The organism is Aminobacter sp. J41 (assembly GCF_000526635.1).
GTDB lineage: Bacteria > Pseudomonadota > Alphaproteobacteria > Rhizobiales > Rhizobiaceae > Aerobium.
Genome location: NZ_JAGL01000031.1, coordinates 1 through 13,885, shown reverse-complemented (window position 1 = coordinate 13,885; position 13,885 = coordinate 1). Strand labels below are relative to the sequence as shown.

Sequence of the window (13,885 nt, the reverse complement as noted above, 5' to 3'; positions counted from 1 at the left end):
AACCTACTCCCCGGCTTGAACCTCCGACAGGCCGGCGCCGGACCGTTCCAACAGCTGCCTTTCGGCCTGGGCGAGGCGGTCGCGGAGGGTGGCGGTCGAGCAGCCGCAAATGGCGGCCGCTTCGCCATGAGGCAGGCGCAGCACCTCGACGAGGATCACGACTTCGCGCAGCGGTTCCGGCAGCGCATCGACCGCTTCGGCAATGCGGCGCTGGCGTTCGGTGCGGCTTCGCCGGTGCTGCGGATCGCCGTCGGCCTCGACGCCTGGCCGGTAAGGCTGCGATGAGGCGCGGCGCATGATCGACAGCAGCCAGGCGCGCATGCCGCAGCCCGGGTCGTAGTCTTCCGGATTGTCGAGGGCATGGCGCAGCGTCTGCTCTACCAGAGCGTCGACGTCGGGCGGGTGGCGGCGCCAGGTGCGGGCAAAGGCCCGCAGAGCCGGTATGAGGGTCACTATTTCATCAACGGGCGGCGCATAATCAGTCTCACCCGGCATGGGTTGCTCCATATGGCGCGTGTGACGATTGTCCGGCCGTGCAATGCGTGGGAACAAAGGAGGTTCCGACCCGACACGGAAAATTTCTTTATTGTTGCAAAGTGTCGAGCGCGGCGCGGAACGCTGGCGCCAGCGGCACGGGCTTGCGCGTCTCGCGATCGACATAGACATGGACGAAGAAGCCGTCGGCCGCGGCCCTGACCTCGTCGTTGCGAAACAGGCCAACCTCGTAGCGTACCGAGCTGTTGCCGATATGCGCGACGCGGATGCCGGCGGTGACCACGTCCGGAAAGGCGAGTTCGGAATAGTAGCGGCAGCCGGTCTCGACGACGAGGCCGATTTCCGAACTGGTGCGGATGTCGAGCAGGCGATGCTCGATCAGCCAGCCGTTCACGGCGGTGTCGAACAGCGAATAGTGCACCACATTGTTCATGTGGCCGTAAATGTCGTTGTCGAGCCAGCGCGTCGTCAGCGTGCGGAAGACCCGGTACTCGTCGCGCGTCGTCGGAACCCGTTGCTCAGCCATCACACTCCGCCCGTCAGGTTTACCGGACATCGTATGATGGGGAAGGGGAGGTGTCGATGGGCGTGCTGCGTTGATGCGGACAGGAAGAATCGCCGTGTGACGCGGTCGCTTCCGCATTTCCCGGGCATGGAACAATCGCGGCGGACGCCGGTTTGACGGACAGGCACGACACCTGACCTCTCCATAAGTGCCGACTGGCGGTTTGCCCCTCCCCGCCGGTCACTTGTCCACAGCACCTGGCCGGTCCGTTCGCGGACCGGCCGTTTTCTTGCGGGCGTATCGGCAGCGGTGGCGTTCTATGGGCAGGTTATCGCGTGGGGATTCCATCGGGGCTTGCAGAATGGTCCCGCATGAAGTCCGCGCGTATTGCGATCCGCCGGATCTGCTTCAACGTTCAGGCCTGGATGCCACGGTCAAGCCGTGGCATGACGAAGCGGGGAGGTTGTACGGATCAGGATGACGGGTGCCGCAGCCGCTCGGGATCAATGATTGCGAAAGCCGTTTCAACGTCGTCATCGTCGGGCCTGACCCGACGATCCATGCCTGAACCGGACGTCTTGCCGACGGGTAAGAACGCGCACCTGCCGCTCCCCGACGTCGGTACTCTACGAGCCCCCTCCGGCGCTTCGCGCCACCTCCCCCATAAATGGGGGAGGATACTGAGGTCGAGGCCGGCATCGGCGCTCACTTCCAGTTCGGAAATGCCGTCTGACCTGTCGCGTCTCTGCGGAGCACCTGCTTCTATGAAACACCCCGCCCCAGATCCTCCCCTGCAACGGGGGGGAGCGACTGTGTTGGCAGTCAAGCGGATTTCCATGGCTGGTTGTCCCGGATCATGGCGTTGAGGATGGTGACAAGCTTGCGCATGGTGGCAACGAGCGCGACGAGTTTCGGCTTGCCGGCCGCCACCAGCCGGTCGCGAAATGCCTTGAGCTGCGGGTTGAAGCGGATCGCGGTCAGCGCGGCCATGAAGAGGCTCGCGCGAACGCCGCTCCTGCCGCCGCCGATAAAGCTTTTGCCCCGCCACTTGCCCGACTGGCGGGTGAACGGTGCAAGTCCCACCAGCGATGCGATCTGCCTTCGGTCGAGCCGGCCAAGCTCCGTCAGCTCGGCCAGCTGCGTGCGGGCTGTTATCTCGCCGACGCCCGGCATTGAAGTGAGCAGCTTCTGGCGCACCAGCCAGATCGGCGACTTGCGGATGTGACCGTCCATCTCCTCATCGAGGCTTTCGAGTTCGCGCTTGAGGGCGAGGAGCAGCCGCCTGATGCTTTTGAGCGTCTGGCGCGCTGTTGCCCGGCGGGCGCGGTTTTCCTCCGCGACGATCATCGCGATGATCTGGCGCCGGCGGGAAACGAGATCGGCCAGGAGACGGGTGGCTTCATCGGGCAGCTGGCGCACCGGCGGCTTCATCGCGGCGGCAAAGGCGGCAATGACCGCGGCATCGATCGTGTCGGTCTTGGCGCGCCTGCCGAGCGCATTGGCAAAGGAGCGCACCTGCGCCGGGTTGACGACCGCCACCGGCAGACCGGCGGCCGAAAGTTCCGCCACCGCCAGCGTCTCCAGCCCGCCGCTTGCCTCGAGCGCGACGCGCTCGGGGCTTAGCTCGCGAAGCCGTGCCGCGAGCTGGTCGATGCCATCGCTGTTGTTGGGGCTACGAAAGCTCTCGCCCTCCGGCACGACATGAACGTCGAGCCAGTCCCTGGAAACGTCGATGCCAACGAAACGCATATCCATCCTCTCCCATCCTTGTCGAAACGGGCTTCGTTTGCTGCGGCCCAGGCGACTGTTCGGGGTCGATGGAACGGCGGGCGGGGACCCTTGCTCCCCCGCGGGCTTGGTGTCCCAGTGGGGACTCGGTCTCCCTCCCGCCACCGCACCCGCAACAATAGCAGATGTGGTGGAAGACAAGTTACAAGGGGAACCATGCGAAGCATGGTGGAGGGGGCTCGTGGAGTACCACGGCGGAGGTCATTGTTTTCAGGCTCCGCACGAGCTCATCCTGTTCCGCTCCAGCGGCTCCGAACGCCCCTCACTCCACCGTCGTGAATTGCTCCAGAAAACTGCGGGAGAGGCGGTCGAGGGCGGCGGGGGTGCGTTCGGTGCGCGGAAGGCCGACCGCGAAGATGCCGACGACGCGGCCGGGCCGGGGCGAGAGCACGATGATGCGGTCGGCCAGCATCAGCGCCTCGCGCAGATTGTGCGTCACCATCAGCGCCGTGGTCGGGCGCGCCGACCAGACAGACAGAAGCAGGTGCCGCAGGCCCTGCGCCGTGCGCTCGTCGATCGAGACGAACGGCTCGTCGAGGAAGAGGATCGCGGGCTCCGTCGCAAAGGCGCGGGCAAGCGCAGCGCGGCGGGCAAGGCCGAGCGACAGTTCCCCGGGATAAAGCATGCGCATGGCCGAGAGGCCCAGCCGCTCGAACAGCGGCGTCAGATCCGCGTCGCGCAAATTTTTGGGTAGCGCGAGCCGCACGTTCTGCTCGACGGTACGCCAGGGCAGCAAGACCGGCTCCTGGAAGACGGCGGCAACGCGCGCCGATCCCCCCTCCGGCATGCTGAAGGAGCCGGTAAAATCGCGGTCGAGGCCGAGCAGGATGCGCAGCGTCGTCGTCTTGCCGCATCCGGAAGGTCCAAACAGGCAGACGAACTCGCCGCGCGCCACCTCGAAGGAGAGGTTGCGCAAGGCAACAATGCTGACGCCCTCCGCCGAGCGGAAGGTTTTCTCGGCGATGTTCACTTCAAGCGGCGCGGCCGCGCCAACGCGTTGCATGTCGTTCAAAGGGCTGCACCAGCGCAATTTCGATGACGAGCATCACGGCGACGAACGCCATGGTGTAGGCGAGGATCGCCGCGACCTCGAACATCTGGAAGTGAAGATAGATCTGGAAGCCGACGCCGTTGGAGCGGCCGAGCAGTTCCACCACCAGGACGATCTTCCAGATGATGGCGAGGCCCGAGCGCGCGGCGGCGGCAAGGTAGGGCTGCAGCTGCGGCATCAGCACGTGGCGGATGCGGTCGAGCGCGCTGAAGCGGTAGACGAAGGCCATGTCCGCATAGCGCTGGTCCAGCGCGCGGGCGCCCTCGCGCATCGTCACCACCACGTTCGGGATCTTGTTGACCGCGACCGCGCCGATGGCGGCGGCCTCGTTGAGGCCGAACCAGACATAGGCAAGCACGATGATGACGAGGGCGGGAATGTTGAGGAACAACACCACCCACGGGTCGAAGAAGGCGTTCGCCCGGCGTGACATGCCGAGCAGAATGCCGATCACCGTGCCGATCAGCATCGCCAGCACGAAGGCGGCGGCAACGCGCGCCAGCGTGATACCGAGATGCCAGGGAAGCTCCCCGCTCATCAGCTCCTTGACGAAGACCGACCAGACGGCAAGCGGCGGCGGCAGGGCGCGGCTTGGCCAGGCGGCGGCTGCGAAAGCCCAGAGCGCCAGAAAGCCGGCAAGGGAGGCGGCGACGGTCAGGGCCGGCGCGAAGGCGAGGGGCGCCTTGCGCCCCTTTGGCGCGGCTTCGACGCCGGGTCTGCCCGCACCGCCCTCCCTTGCATTCATTGCGTGAGTTCCGACCAGAACGTGCCGGCGACCATCTCGGGCGAATTGCCGACGAGTTTCTCGCCGCCAAGCTCGGCCAGCACCTTGTAGAGAAGCGCGGCATCCGCCTCCTCGTCGGCCACTGGCCGGTTCGGAATGCCTTCGCGGAAGCGGTCGCGCAGGGCGGTGAGCTCCGCGCCTTCCGCGCGCATGACGGGCGCGAGGCGGTTCCACTCCTCGTCGGAGGTTTTCAGCAGCTCCTTGGCATCGGCGCTGGCGCGGATGAAGCCCTGCACGGCTTCGGGATGATCCTTCGCCCATTTGTCGCGGAAGACATAGCCGAGCGCGGAAACATCGCCCGAGGCGCCGAGGGCGCGAGCGGCGTCATTGGCGCTGACGAGGCGCCGAAAACCGTTCGCCTCCAGCCGGGCGCAGAAGTGCCAGAAATTCAGCACCGCATCGAGCTCGCCTGTCATCGCCTTTTCGTTGAGGAGCGGCGGCGCGCCGAACACGATCTCGTTCTTTTCGGTGAGATCAAGGTCGTGGTCGCGGCGCGCAAGGCCCTGGATCAAGAGCCAGCTCTTGTCGAGCGGCCCGCCGGTAACGCCGATCTTCTTGCCGTTGAGGTCGGCGACGGTGCGGATCGGCGAATCCTGCTTGACCATGATCGCGCCGACGGCGGTGGAGAAGGGCGCGAGCGTCAAATCCTCGCCTTCGGCACGCTGGCGCGACACCCACAGCCAGTCGGAGACGATCATGTCGAGGTCGCCGGCCAGCATCGCCACGTTGCTCGCATCCTCGCCGGCAAAGAACTGCACGTCGAGGTCGACGCCGTTCTTCGTGTCGAGACCGTTATGCTTGATCGTGTCGAGCTCCCAGTTGACCGTGCCGAACTTCAGCACGCCGATGCGGACCTTCTCGTTCGCCCGTGCGAGCGGGACGGGCAAGAAGGCATGGGCGGTCGTTGCCGCCATGAATTGCAGGACCGTGCGTCTCGAGATTGCCATTCAGGTTCCTCCCTGGTGCGGAATTCAACGGCGGGTCAGATCGCCCGCTCCTTTGCGGGAAAGGCGCATTTCCAGCGCACCACCTGGTGCGACGGATGGCTGCTCGCCCACTTCGCGATCTCCGCGGGGGCCAGCACCATGCACTGAAAGAGGGTGCCACGGCTTTCGAAGTAGAGATGCTCGACCCGGCACCTTTCCGGGTTCGAGATGAGGCAGACGGTGAGAATGAGATCGACCAGTTCCATCGGGCACCTCACGCTGCGCCGCCGGGGCGGCGCACGTCACTGTTCGCGGCAGCGCTGGCTGCCGTCCCGCCTTGCGGCGTCGCCTTTCCGCAGGTGCCCATGCGGAAAGTCCACAAATGCTACGCGCTCGCCTGACCATCGTCAACGCGCGGGGGCTTCCTCCTTTGGCCGCAGCGACGTGATCGTCTGCCCGATCGCGCGGGAGAGCGCGAACAGGCGCTGCTCGATCAGGGTGGGCACCTCGCAGACGAAACTGAGCGACTGGGCGCGCTCCTCGAACAGGCGCGTTTCCCAGACGAGGCGGTCGGAACGCTGCGCCACCTCGGTCGGCTTTGCGTCCGGCTTGTTGCGCAGCGTGTCGACCTCCGACAATTCCTGGCGCAACCGCTCGGCAAGCTCGACCTGGCGCCTGGCATAGCGCGAGATGCCGGACATGACGTCGGCGCGCTCGCGGTTCATATGGTCGAACAGGCCGCGCACCAGGACGAGCAGCCGCTGTTCGGCCGCCTCGCCGCTCTTTTCGGCAAAGTCGCGGATGCGGCCCTGCGCTTCCTCGACCGGCATTCGCCGGGCGGAAAGCTCGCGCACCAGCGCCGAAATTTCGGCATCGTTCGACCAGTCGCGCGCCTCGGGCGGCAGCTCCGGCCCGTTCCAGATCTGGCCGAGCGACAGTTCCGGCACCTTGCGCTGGATGCAGGGCCAGTCTTCGCTGCCCTGTGCCGCGAGGGCAGGGGAAGCAAGCGCCGTCATCAGCATGAGCGCGGCAATCGGGCGATACATCATCAGCCATTTCCTCCCGTATCCTGCTTGCGGTTCACCAGCCCGCGCGTCGGCGAATAGGCGAGGATCGCCGCGCCGAGGAACAATGCCGTCAGCCCCGCCACGATCCCGAGCGACAGCCACTCGACCTGCCCGTAGAAGGCGAAGCGGATCAGCTCGACCGCATAGGTGAACGGGTTGAGGAGGCAGATCTTGTAGAGGAGCGGGCTCGCCTCCTGGATGCGCCACAGCGGATAGAGCGCGGGCGACGCGAAATACATCGGGAAGATCACGAAGTTCATGATCCCGGAAAAATTCTCGAGCTGCTTGATGAGCGAGGAGAGCAACAGGCCGAGCGCGCACAGCATCATGCCCGACAAAAACAGCGCCGGCAGCACCATCAAATAGCCGAGGGGAGGGGCCTTTACGCCCCAGAACCAGGCGATCGCCAGGAAGACATAGACCTGCAGCACCGAGACGGTGACGCCTGCCAGCAGCTTCGACACCAGCAGGAACCAGCGCGGGAAGGGGCTTACCAGCAGCGTGCGCATGTTGCCCATCTCGCGGTCGTAGACCATGGACAGCGACGACTGCATGCCGCCGAACAAAAGGATCATGCCGCACAGGCCCGGCGTGATGTAGACCTCGTAGAGCACATAGGTGCGGTAGGGCGGGATGATCGACACGCCGAGCACCTGCCGGAAGCCGGCGGCGAAGATGAACAGCCACATCAGCGGCCGCACAAGCGAGGAGACGAAGCGCTCGCGCTGGTGAATGAAGCGCAGGCCCTCGCGCACGCAGATGCCGCGCAGGCAGATGAGATACTGGCGAAGGCCAAGATTGCGCGGCAGCGCGGGCACGGTCGCCGTGTCGGGCGCGGAAGCGGCGTTCCAGCCGGTGCTCATGGCCGCGCTCCTGTTTCGCTAGGCGCATCGAGCCCGGTCAGCCGGGCAAAGGCTTCGCCGATTGCGCCGGCTCCGGTCTCGCGCACCAGCTCGGAGACCATGCCGTCGGCCACCAGCCTGCCCTTGTGCAGGACAAGCACATGGTCACCCTCGCTCACCTCATCGATGAGGTGGGTGGCCCACAGGACGCTGATGCCGGAGCGCGCGACCATGTTGCGGATGTTGGCAAGGATGTCGGCGCGCGACTTGACGTCGAGCCCGACCGTCGCCTCGTCGAGCAGGATCAGCTGCGGCCGGTGGAGGAGGGCCCGCGCGATCTCGATGCGCCGCATCTGCCCGCCCGAAAGGCTGCGGGCCTTGTCGTTGAGCCGGTCGCTCATGCCGACGGCCTCGAGCATCGCCGCGATGCGCTCGCGCGCCTCGCGCGACGACATGCCATGCAGCGAGGCATGGTAGACGAGGTTCTGCCTGACGCTGAGGTCGAGGTCGAGCGTGCGCGCCTGGAAGACGATGCCGAGCCGCCGCAGCGCCTCGCTGGAGGCGCGGGCGATGTCGTGGCCGAAGACGCGGATCGAGCCCGCGCGCGTGTCGTAGAGATGGCTGATCAGCGAAAACAAGGTCGTCTTGCCGGCGCCGTTGAGGCCGAGCAGCACGGTGAAGGTCGCGGGCGCCAGCGTGAAGGAGACGCTGTCCAGCGCTTGGCTGCGGCCATAAAAATGGCTCACCGCAGCGACCTCGAGCGCCGCGACGCTGGCTGGCACCTCACCGCCGGGTGGCACGTGATGCAATTGGCCTGCTCCTTCCTCCCACGGCATTCCGCCGCGCATCGCCGGGCCCGCGAGCCCGCGCACCCTCCTTCCTGCAAATGCGTCACTGCGGCTTGACGACAACCCCCCAGGGCAGCTGGCCGACCGTCACCGACTGGATCGCCTCGTCGGTTTCGGTATCGATGAAGGTGATGTCGTTCGACACGCCATTGGTGCTGATGATCGTCTTCTCGTCGGGGGTGAGCGCCAATTGCCAGACGCGCTGGCCGACGAGCACGTATTTCTCGACCTCGTAGGTCTCGGTGTTAATGACGGCCACGCGGTTGGCGGGCCCCAGCGCCACATAGGCCTTCTTGCCGTCGGGCATGATCTTGACGCCCACCGGCTGGATCGCTTCGGCGCGCAGGCCCGGGATCTCGAAGGTGATCGTCTGCGTCACCTCGCGGGTTTCGTTGTCGATCACCGAGACGGTGCCGCCGATCTCGGCGCTCACCCAGACTTCCGATCCGTCCGGCATGAACTCGGCATAGCGCGGGCGCGTGTCGACCAGCACGTTGTCGGTGATCTCGTGCGTCTCGGCATCGATGAAATGCGCCATGTTGGTGGTCTCGGAGGTCGAGACGATCACCGAACCGTCAGGGCTCACACCCATGCCTTCGGGCTCGACGCCGACCGGGATTTCCGACAGCACCGAGCGCGCCTCGACGTCGATCACGGTGACGAGGTTGTCGTCCTCATTGGCGACGTAGAGCGTCTTGCCGTCGGGCGAGAGCACGAACAGTTCGGGGTCCGGTCCCGAGGGCAGCGTGCCGATGATCTGGTTCGTCTCCGTATCGATCATCTCGACGGTGTCGTCGTCGCTCGCGCAGACGTAGAGCACCTTGCCGTCATGCGAGATGGTGATGCCGCGCGGGCGCTGCCCCACCTTGATGGTGCCGACCGCCTCCATCTTCTCGGAATCGACGATGGTGATGGTGTTGTCGCGTTCGTTGGAGACATAGACCGTAAAGGCCGATGCCGGGTTGGCCAGGATGCAGGCACTGGCGGCCAGCGCCGCAAAACCCAGTCTCTTCATGCTCCTCCTCCATGTTTGGCCCCCCGGCCCTCAAGATGTCAGTCAAGCTTGCATACGGTCTCCGGCTGATCGATGCCGAGCGTGTCGAGCTCGGATACCTGGTGCAGAAAGCCTTCCTGCGGCGAGGTCGACACCACCGAACGGTTGTCGCCGAGGAAGACCGGCTGGCGCAGCTGCCAGTTCCAGTTGCGGAAGGTGAGCTTCTGGCCGCGATAGGCCGCGACCGAGAAGTTCTCGCCCTTGATGTGCTCCTCGATCTTTGCCGGATCGCCGCTGTTGGTGCGCGTCGCGGCCTCGCCGACGATGCGCACGGCCGTCCACGCCGCCATGTCCTTCGACAGCATGCGCCGGCCCACCTGCTTTTCGAACCGGTTCTGGATCTGGGTTCCGCCCCACTGTTCGCTCGCCGGATGCCAGGCCGACGGCACGAGCCCCGCGCTGCCCGCAACCGGACGCGGGATCCAGGTGCGGAACGGCACATAGGTGCCGAACACCTCGCTTTCGTCGGCAACCAGCATCACGTCATGCTCGGGCAGATCCTGGGTGAAGACCGGGATTTGCCGCTGGATCTGGACGACGCCGGTGTCGGTGCGCCGCGCGCCGCCCGTGTCCTCGAACAGCTTTTCGGCGACGATCTGGCCGCCAAACCGCTCGGCCGCACGGCGCAGCGCATCGGCAAAGGCCTGGTCGCCCTCATGCGAGCCGTAGATCAGCACCCAGTTCTTCCACTGCTTCCAGATGAGGTACTGGGCAAGGCCGTCGGCAAGCATGGTGCGCGTCGGCATGGTGTGGAAGAGGTTAGCCCGGCACTCCTCCTCGCGCAGCACGTCGTCGGTCGAGCCGACATTGAACACCAGCACGCCCTTGTCGCGGGCAAAGTCGACGATCGACAGCACCTGCTTCGCCGACAGATCGGTCAGCACATAGCGCGCGCCGGCCTCGACCATCTTGTTGAAGGCCTCGACCACGTCCGCCTCGGGCTCGACCTCGGCCACGTCGAGCGTAAACTCCTGGCCGAGAAAGCCGCCCGTCGTGTTGTTGTCATCGATGGCGACTTCCGCGCCGGCAACGCCGTCATTCCTCGGCGGAACGTCGAGCACCGACAGCGCAAGCTGCGGGGCATAGGCCCTGAGATAGCCGATCTGGATGCGGGTCGTTTCCTTCTCCGCCCGCTGGCGCTTCGGCCTCGGCTGCTGTTTTCCGGGCTCCGCCGCTGGCTGTCCCGCCGGCTGGCCGGACGGTTGCGACGCCGGCGGTGAAGAAGGTTGCGTTGTTGGTTCGGATGATTGTGCCGGGGCCTCACCCTGCGCGGCGGCAGGGCTGATCGCCATCCCTGCAAGCAGCAGGGACGCGAGTACGGCACGGATGGAAGTCCTGCTCGTCATGGGCATGTCTCTCCTGCACGGCTGTTACCTGCACCGAGACTGACTGCAATTTCTGCGTGCCCCCGCCCGACTATAACCAACCCGCCGCACATGGCAAACGTTCACGCATTCACAATCCGGGCGAGGGTCATGCTGCGATGGTGGGAGGGTAGTCGGCGGGGAAGGCGAGACGTAGAGCGCATCAACGGCACAACAGCTCCGTCAACAAGCATTGATAGAGGCGCAGCGGGATGTCACATGTTGCCCTCTAGTTCATGGAATAGGGGGCTTTTCAATGAGCTGGTGGGACATTGGCGAGGGATCAGGCTACCGAAGCTACAACGGCGATTTGCCGGTCGACTTGGTGACCTGTGGTTTCTGCGGTGAAGAAGGTCGATTCGGCTTTAAGAGCCGACTGACCAAAAAGAACGCTGCCGAATCCAAGACACTGCATTACGATGTCCTGGTCTGTGAGCAATGCGGCAACTTGACATCCGTGTTTTGGGGCATGGGCAGTTCCGGCCTAGTACGTTTCCATCAAGTGCCGTGGCCGCGCAAGACCACCGGCTGGCCGAAGCACTGGCCGGACGACGTCGGGCGTTATTGGGTACAAGCGAAGCGGAGTATCGAGGTATCGAACTATGATGCCGCGGCTCTTATGGCGCGCAGCGCGGTACAGCTGGTCCTCCGGTATCAGAACGCATCTGGCAAGAACCTGTTTCAGGAGATAGAAGACCTCGGTGCCAGAGGGCTTTTACCCCCGGTCATGATCGAGTGGACCCATGAGGTAAGAGAACTTGGCAACGACAACGCTCACCCAATTCCGGGTGCGTCCGGCACTACAAGCGCTGATGCTCAAGCGGTGGTGGAATACCTGCGTATGTTGCTGAAGGTTATCTACGACCTGCCTCATCAGATCGAAGAGCATCGAGGGCGCAAGGCGTGAAGTCTAAACGGCATGTTCTGCCCCGAACCTTGCCGAGTGGACGCAAGTGCCTGCCTTCGAAATGCTAACACCCGTTCCACAACGGATGTGCCCCGACTGTGGTCGGCCTTCTTGTTTGCCATTATTGTGACACAGCCACTTCCGGCCGCTTTTTCGCATCAAAAACAAATTTTCAGTTTTAGTCGCTACAACGCATCAGGGCCTCGTTCTCTATGGGATGAGGAGGGGAGGACCATCGCTTCAGGAAAATATCCCGCTCACGCTGCGCGACCTCGTACCCCCACCCCTAACCCCTCCCCACAAGGGGGAGGGGAATTTTGGCGATCGCAAAGGCTAGTTTGTAAGGGACAAGGCTCTTGGGCCTGAGCGTCACGAGCTAGCACGCAATGGGGGTCAGCCAGAGGATGCTTTGCGGTGGCCGAGTGGCACTCCCCACCTTCGCTCACTCTGATACTTCGGCGGCTGCCAACGTTCCCCTCCCCCTTGTGGGGAGGGGTTAGGGGTGGGGGTATGGTATGTGATCTGACAGGCGACAAGCGCGGGCGGAGATCAACCCCGGTCCGCAAACCAGACGTCGTGCGCGCCTGGCGGAAGGAACGCCGGTTCCCGCAGGCAGTCCCCGCGCCTCACAGCGCGAAGGCGCTGAGGCCCTGCGATCTGGTCAGCGCCTCGAACAGGCCCTGGCGGGTAATGTCGTTGTGGCGGATCATGATGTCGCGCGCCGCCTCCGGATCGCGCTTGCTCAGGACCTCGACGATCTGCCGGTGGTCGGCCTGCGTCTCGGTGCTGACGTCGCGCAGGCGCGCGCCGAGATAGAAGAAGCGCTCGAGTTCGTCGATCTGCTTCGCCAGCAGCTGGAAGAGACGTTCGTTGCCCGACGCCCTGGCGATCGCGAAGTGGAAGTCGCGGTTGGCCTTGATGAAGTTTTCGAGGCTCGGCGGCTCCGACTGATCATAGGCAATGTCTGCCAGCTTGCGCAGGTTCTCGATCTCCGGCTCGGTGATGCGCTTGCAGGCAAGCTCGGCCGCACCCGCCTCGAGAATCGTGCGCAGGTCGAACAGCTCGTTCATGTCGCCGAAGGTGACCGGCACGATCTGATAGCCGCGGCGCGGGAAGGAACGCACCAGCCCCTCGGCGCGCAGGTTCGCGAGCGCCTCGCGCACCGGCGTCTTCGACATCTTGAAGCGGTCGGCGAGCTCCGCCTCGGAAATCTCGGTTCCCGGCGCCAGCGCGCAGGTCAGGATCTCCTTGCGCAGCATCGCGTAGACGCTCTCGGTGAGCGACGTCGCCTTCTTCTTCTTGCGCGCCGTGCCGCCGGTTGCCCTGGCTGCGGCAGTGCCGCCCGCGGCCTTGCGCCGTGCTGGTGTCGTAGCCATTCGCTGCCCCTGTTGATCTCTCATTGTCCCCTCCGCAGCTCCCCCGCTGCCCGTGCCCGTGCAGGCACGCTGAGCATATCAGGTGATATCTGAATGAACCTGCATAAGCAAATATTTGCAGCGCACGGATTATCTTGCAGTTGTTCATCCACATGGCAGGTGGTGCCCGGCGGCGGCTGGCGCCCCGCAGGTCACGCCCTGCACTTAGGTGGCCGTGCCGGACCGACTCACCCGAACTCTGCAAGCAGCCCAAAATGCGGGCTAACACCGCACAATTGCTGGGCATTCTGCCTGCTGACGCTGCGTCTCCCTTCGTCTGGAAATCCTTCTTGATATATTATGTGCAATATGTTGTGTTGTCTGCGTGGACGGACTGACCCGGTCCGAAGGGTGCGCAAGGTTCGCGCGTCATCGGTCTTCATTTCACCTCGCAGGTAAAGCTGCGGGGCGCACGGGTCCGGTACGGCGACAACATTTCTCGACAGCGCTGAAAGCGGCCGCTTTTTGGTCTGCCCCCTGAAAAGTGGTCCTCCCTGAAGTAGGCTATTGAGCCGTAGGAGGACGTTTGAATGCCCCAGAAGAAGCATAGACCTGAAGAGATCGTGGCGAAGCTGCGCCAGGTCGACGTGTTGTTGTCGCAAGGCCGATCGGTCGGAGAAGCGGTTCGCTCGATCGGCGTGACGCAGTTTACATACTATCGGTGGCGCAAGGAGTTCGGCGGCCTGAAGGGTGACCAGGTAAAGCGNCTNAANGAGCTTGAGAAAGAGAATGACCGGCTGCGCAAGGCGGTGTCGGACCTGACACTCGAGAAGCTGATCCTGAAAGAGGCTGCCTCGGGAAACTTCTGAGCCCCGCTCGCCGTCGCCGTTGCGTCGATC

14 protein-coding genes and 1 pseudogene are annotated in these 13,885 nt (G+C 64.6%); 2 read left to right on the top strand and 13 right to left on the bottom strand.

The genetic code is table 11. The features are described from left to right. Positions 1-3: 3 nt before the first annotated feature. The 12 genes from L630_RS21655 to L630_RS0116600 form a co-directional block, all read right to left on the bottom strand. Positions 4-495, bottom strand: coding sequence for a sigma-70 family RNA polymerase sigma factor (locus L630_RS21655; RefSeq protein WP_024849369.1), 492 nt, complete (start codon positions 493-495; stop codon positions 4-6). A gap of 88 nt (positions 496-583) precedes the next feature. Further along, positions 584-1,021, bottom strand: coding sequence for a thioesterase family protein (locus tag L630_RS0116655; protein WP_024849368.1), 438 nt, complete (start codon positions 1,019-1,021; stop codon positions 584-586). A gap of 801 nt (positions 1,022-1,822) precedes the next feature. Continuing rightward, positions 1,823-2,755, bottom strand: coding sequence for an IS110 family transposase (locus tag L630_RS0116645; protein WP_024849367.1), 933 nt, complete (start codon positions 2,753-2,755; stop codon positions 1,823-1,825). Between the two features lie 295 nt (positions 2,756-3,050). Next, positions 3,051-3,791 (bottom strand): ATP-binding cassette domain-containing protein, encoded by a 741-nt coding sequence (locus tag L630_RS0116640; RefSeq protein ID WP_024849366.1) that lies wholly within the window; start codon positions 3,789-3,791, stop codon positions 3,051-3,053. Then, positions 3,760-4,584 (bottom strand): ABC transporter permease, encoded by an 825-nt coding sequence (locus L630_RS0116635; protein ID WP_024849365.1) that lies wholly within the window; start codon positions 4,582-4,584, stop codon positions 3,760-3,762. Before L630_RS0116635 ends, L630_RS0116640 begins: the two co-directional genes overlap by 32 nt. Next, positions 4,581-5,570 (bottom strand): ABC transporter substrate-binding protein, encoded by a 990-nt coding sequence (locus tag L630_RS0116630; RefSeq protein WP_024849364.1) that lies wholly within the window; start codon positions 5,568-5,570, stop codon positions 4,581-4,583. Before L630_RS0116630 ends, L630_RS0116635 begins: the two co-directional genes overlap by 4 nt. Positions 5,571-5,605: 35 nt before the next feature. After that, positions 5,606-5,815 (bottom strand): hypothetical protein, encoded by a 210-nt coding sequence (locus L630_RS0116625; RefSeq protein WP_024849363.1) that lies wholly within the window; start codon positions 5,813-5,815, stop codon positions 5,606-5,608. Between the two features lie 141 nt (positions 5,816-5,956). Continuing rightward, positions 5,957-6,598: a hypothetical protein gene (locus tag L630_RS0116620; RefSeq protein ID WP_024849362.1), complete on the bottom strand. Its 642-nt coding sequence runs from the start codon at positions 6,596-6,598 to the stop codon at positions 5,957-5,959. Continuing rightward, the gene (locus L630_RS0116615) at positions 6,598-7,479 is read right to left on the bottom strand and encodes an ABC transporter permease (protein WP_024849361.1); all 882 of its coding nucleotides are present in this window, start codon (positions 7,477-7,479) and stop codon (positions 6,598-6,600) included. The genes L630_RS0116620 and L630_RS0116615 overlap by 1 nt, the downstream gene beginning before the upstream one ends. Next, positions 7,476-8,267: an ABC transporter ATP-binding protein gene (locus tag L630_RS0116610; protein ID WP_024849360.1), complete on the bottom strand. Its 792-nt coding sequence runs from the start codon at positions 8,265-8,267 to the stop codon at positions 7,476-7,478. The genes L630_RS0116615 and L630_RS0116610 overlap by 4 nt, the downstream gene beginning before the upstream one ends. 82 nt (positions 8,268-8,349) lie before the next feature. Next, complete coding sequence (locus L630_RS0116605) at positions 8,350-9,321, bottom strand: YVTN family beta-propeller repeat protein (protein ID WP_024849359.1); 972 nt, start codon at positions 9,319-9,321, stop codon at positions 8,350-8,352. A 38-nt stretch (positions 9,322-9,359) separates the two neighbouring features. Continuing rightward, positions 9,360-10,706, bottom strand: coding sequence for an ABC transporter substrate-binding protein (locus L630_RS0116600; protein WP_034330638.1), 1,347 nt, complete (start codon positions 10,704-10,706; stop codon positions 9,360-9,362). Positions 10,707-10,980: 274 nt separating this feature from the next. Here L630_RS0116600 and L630_RS0116595 point away from each other — a divergent pair, with 274 nt between their 5' ends. Then, on the top strand, positions 10,981-11,631 hold the full coding sequence (locus tag L630_RS0116595) for a DUF4145 domain-containing protein (RefSeq protein ID WP_024849357.1): 651 nt from the start codon (positions 10,981-10,983) through the stop codon (positions 11,629-11,631). Between the two features lie 626 nt (positions 11,632-12,257). Here L630_RS0116595 and L630_RS0116590 read toward each other — a convergent pair. Further along, positions 12,258-13,007, bottom strand: a complete 750-nt coding sequence (locus L630_RS0116590) for a GntR family transcriptional regulator (protein ID WP_024849356.1) — start codon at positions 13,005-13,007, stop codon at positions 12,258-12,260. Between the two features lie 569 nt (positions 13,008-13,576). Between L630_RS0116590 and L630_RS0116585 the strand changes: the two are divergent. Next, positions 13,577-13,885 (top strand): annotated as a pseudogene (locus tag L630_RS0116585) (transposase); the annotation flags it as partial.

What these genes read in the sequence shown, in the direction of transcription:
- L630_RS21655 (WP_024849369.1), bottom strand. Translation starts at nt 495, where the DNA reads ATGCCGGGTGAGACTGATTATGCGCCGCCCGTTGATGAAATAGTGACC.
- L630_RS0116655 (WP_024849368.1), bottom strand. Translation starts at nt 1,021, where the DNA reads ATGGCTGAGCAACGGGTTCCGACGACGCGCGACGAGTACCGGGTCTTC.
- L630_RS0116645 (WP_024849367.1), bottom strand. Translation starts at nt 2,755, where the DNA reads ATGGATATGCGTTTCGTTGGCATCGACGTTTCCAGGGACTGGCTCGAC.
- L630_RS0116640 (WP_024849366.1), bottom strand. Translation starts at nt 3,791, where the DNA reads ATGCAACGCGTTGGCGCGGCCGCGCCGCTTGAAGTGAACATCGCCGAG.
- L630_RS0116635 (WP_024849365.1), bottom strand. Translation starts at nt 4,584, where the DNA reads ATGAATGCAAGGGAGGGCGGTGCGGGCAGACCCGGCGTCGAAGCCGCG.
- L630_RS0116630 (WP_024849364.1), bottom strand. Translation starts at nt 5,570, where the DNA reads ATGGCAATCTCGAGACGCACGGTCCTGCAATTCATGGCGGCAACGACC.
- L630_RS0116625 (WP_024849363.1), bottom strand. Translation starts at nt 5,815, where the DNA reads ATGGAACTGGTCGATCTCATTCTCACCGTCTGCCTCATCTCGAACCCG.
- L630_RS0116620 (WP_024849362.1), bottom strand. Translation starts at nt 6,598, where the DNA reads ATGATGTATCGCCCGATTGCCGCGCTCATGCTGATGACGGCGCTTGCT.
- L630_RS0116615 (WP_024849361.1), bottom strand. Translation starts at nt 7,479, where the DNA reads ATGAGCACCGGCTGGAACGCCGCTTCCGCGCCCGACACGGCGACCGTG.
- L630_RS0116605 (WP_024849359.1), bottom strand. Translation starts at nt 9,321, where the DNA reads ATGAAGAGACTGGGTTTTGCGGCGCTGGCCGCCAGTGCCTGCATCCTG.
- L630_RS0116600 (WP_034330638.1), bottom strand. Translation starts at nt 10,706, where the DNA reads ATGACGAGCAGGACTTCCATCCGTGCCGTACTCGCGTCCCTGCTGCTT.
- L630_RS0116595 (WP_024849357.1), top strand. Translation starts at nt 10,981, where the DNA reads ATGAGCTGGTGGGACATTGGCGAGGGATCAGGCTACCGAAGCTACAAC.
- L630_RS0116590 (WP_024849356.1), bottom strand. Translation starts at nt 13,007, where the DNA reads ATGGCTACGACACCAGCACGGCGCAAGGCCGCGGGCGGCACTGCCGCA.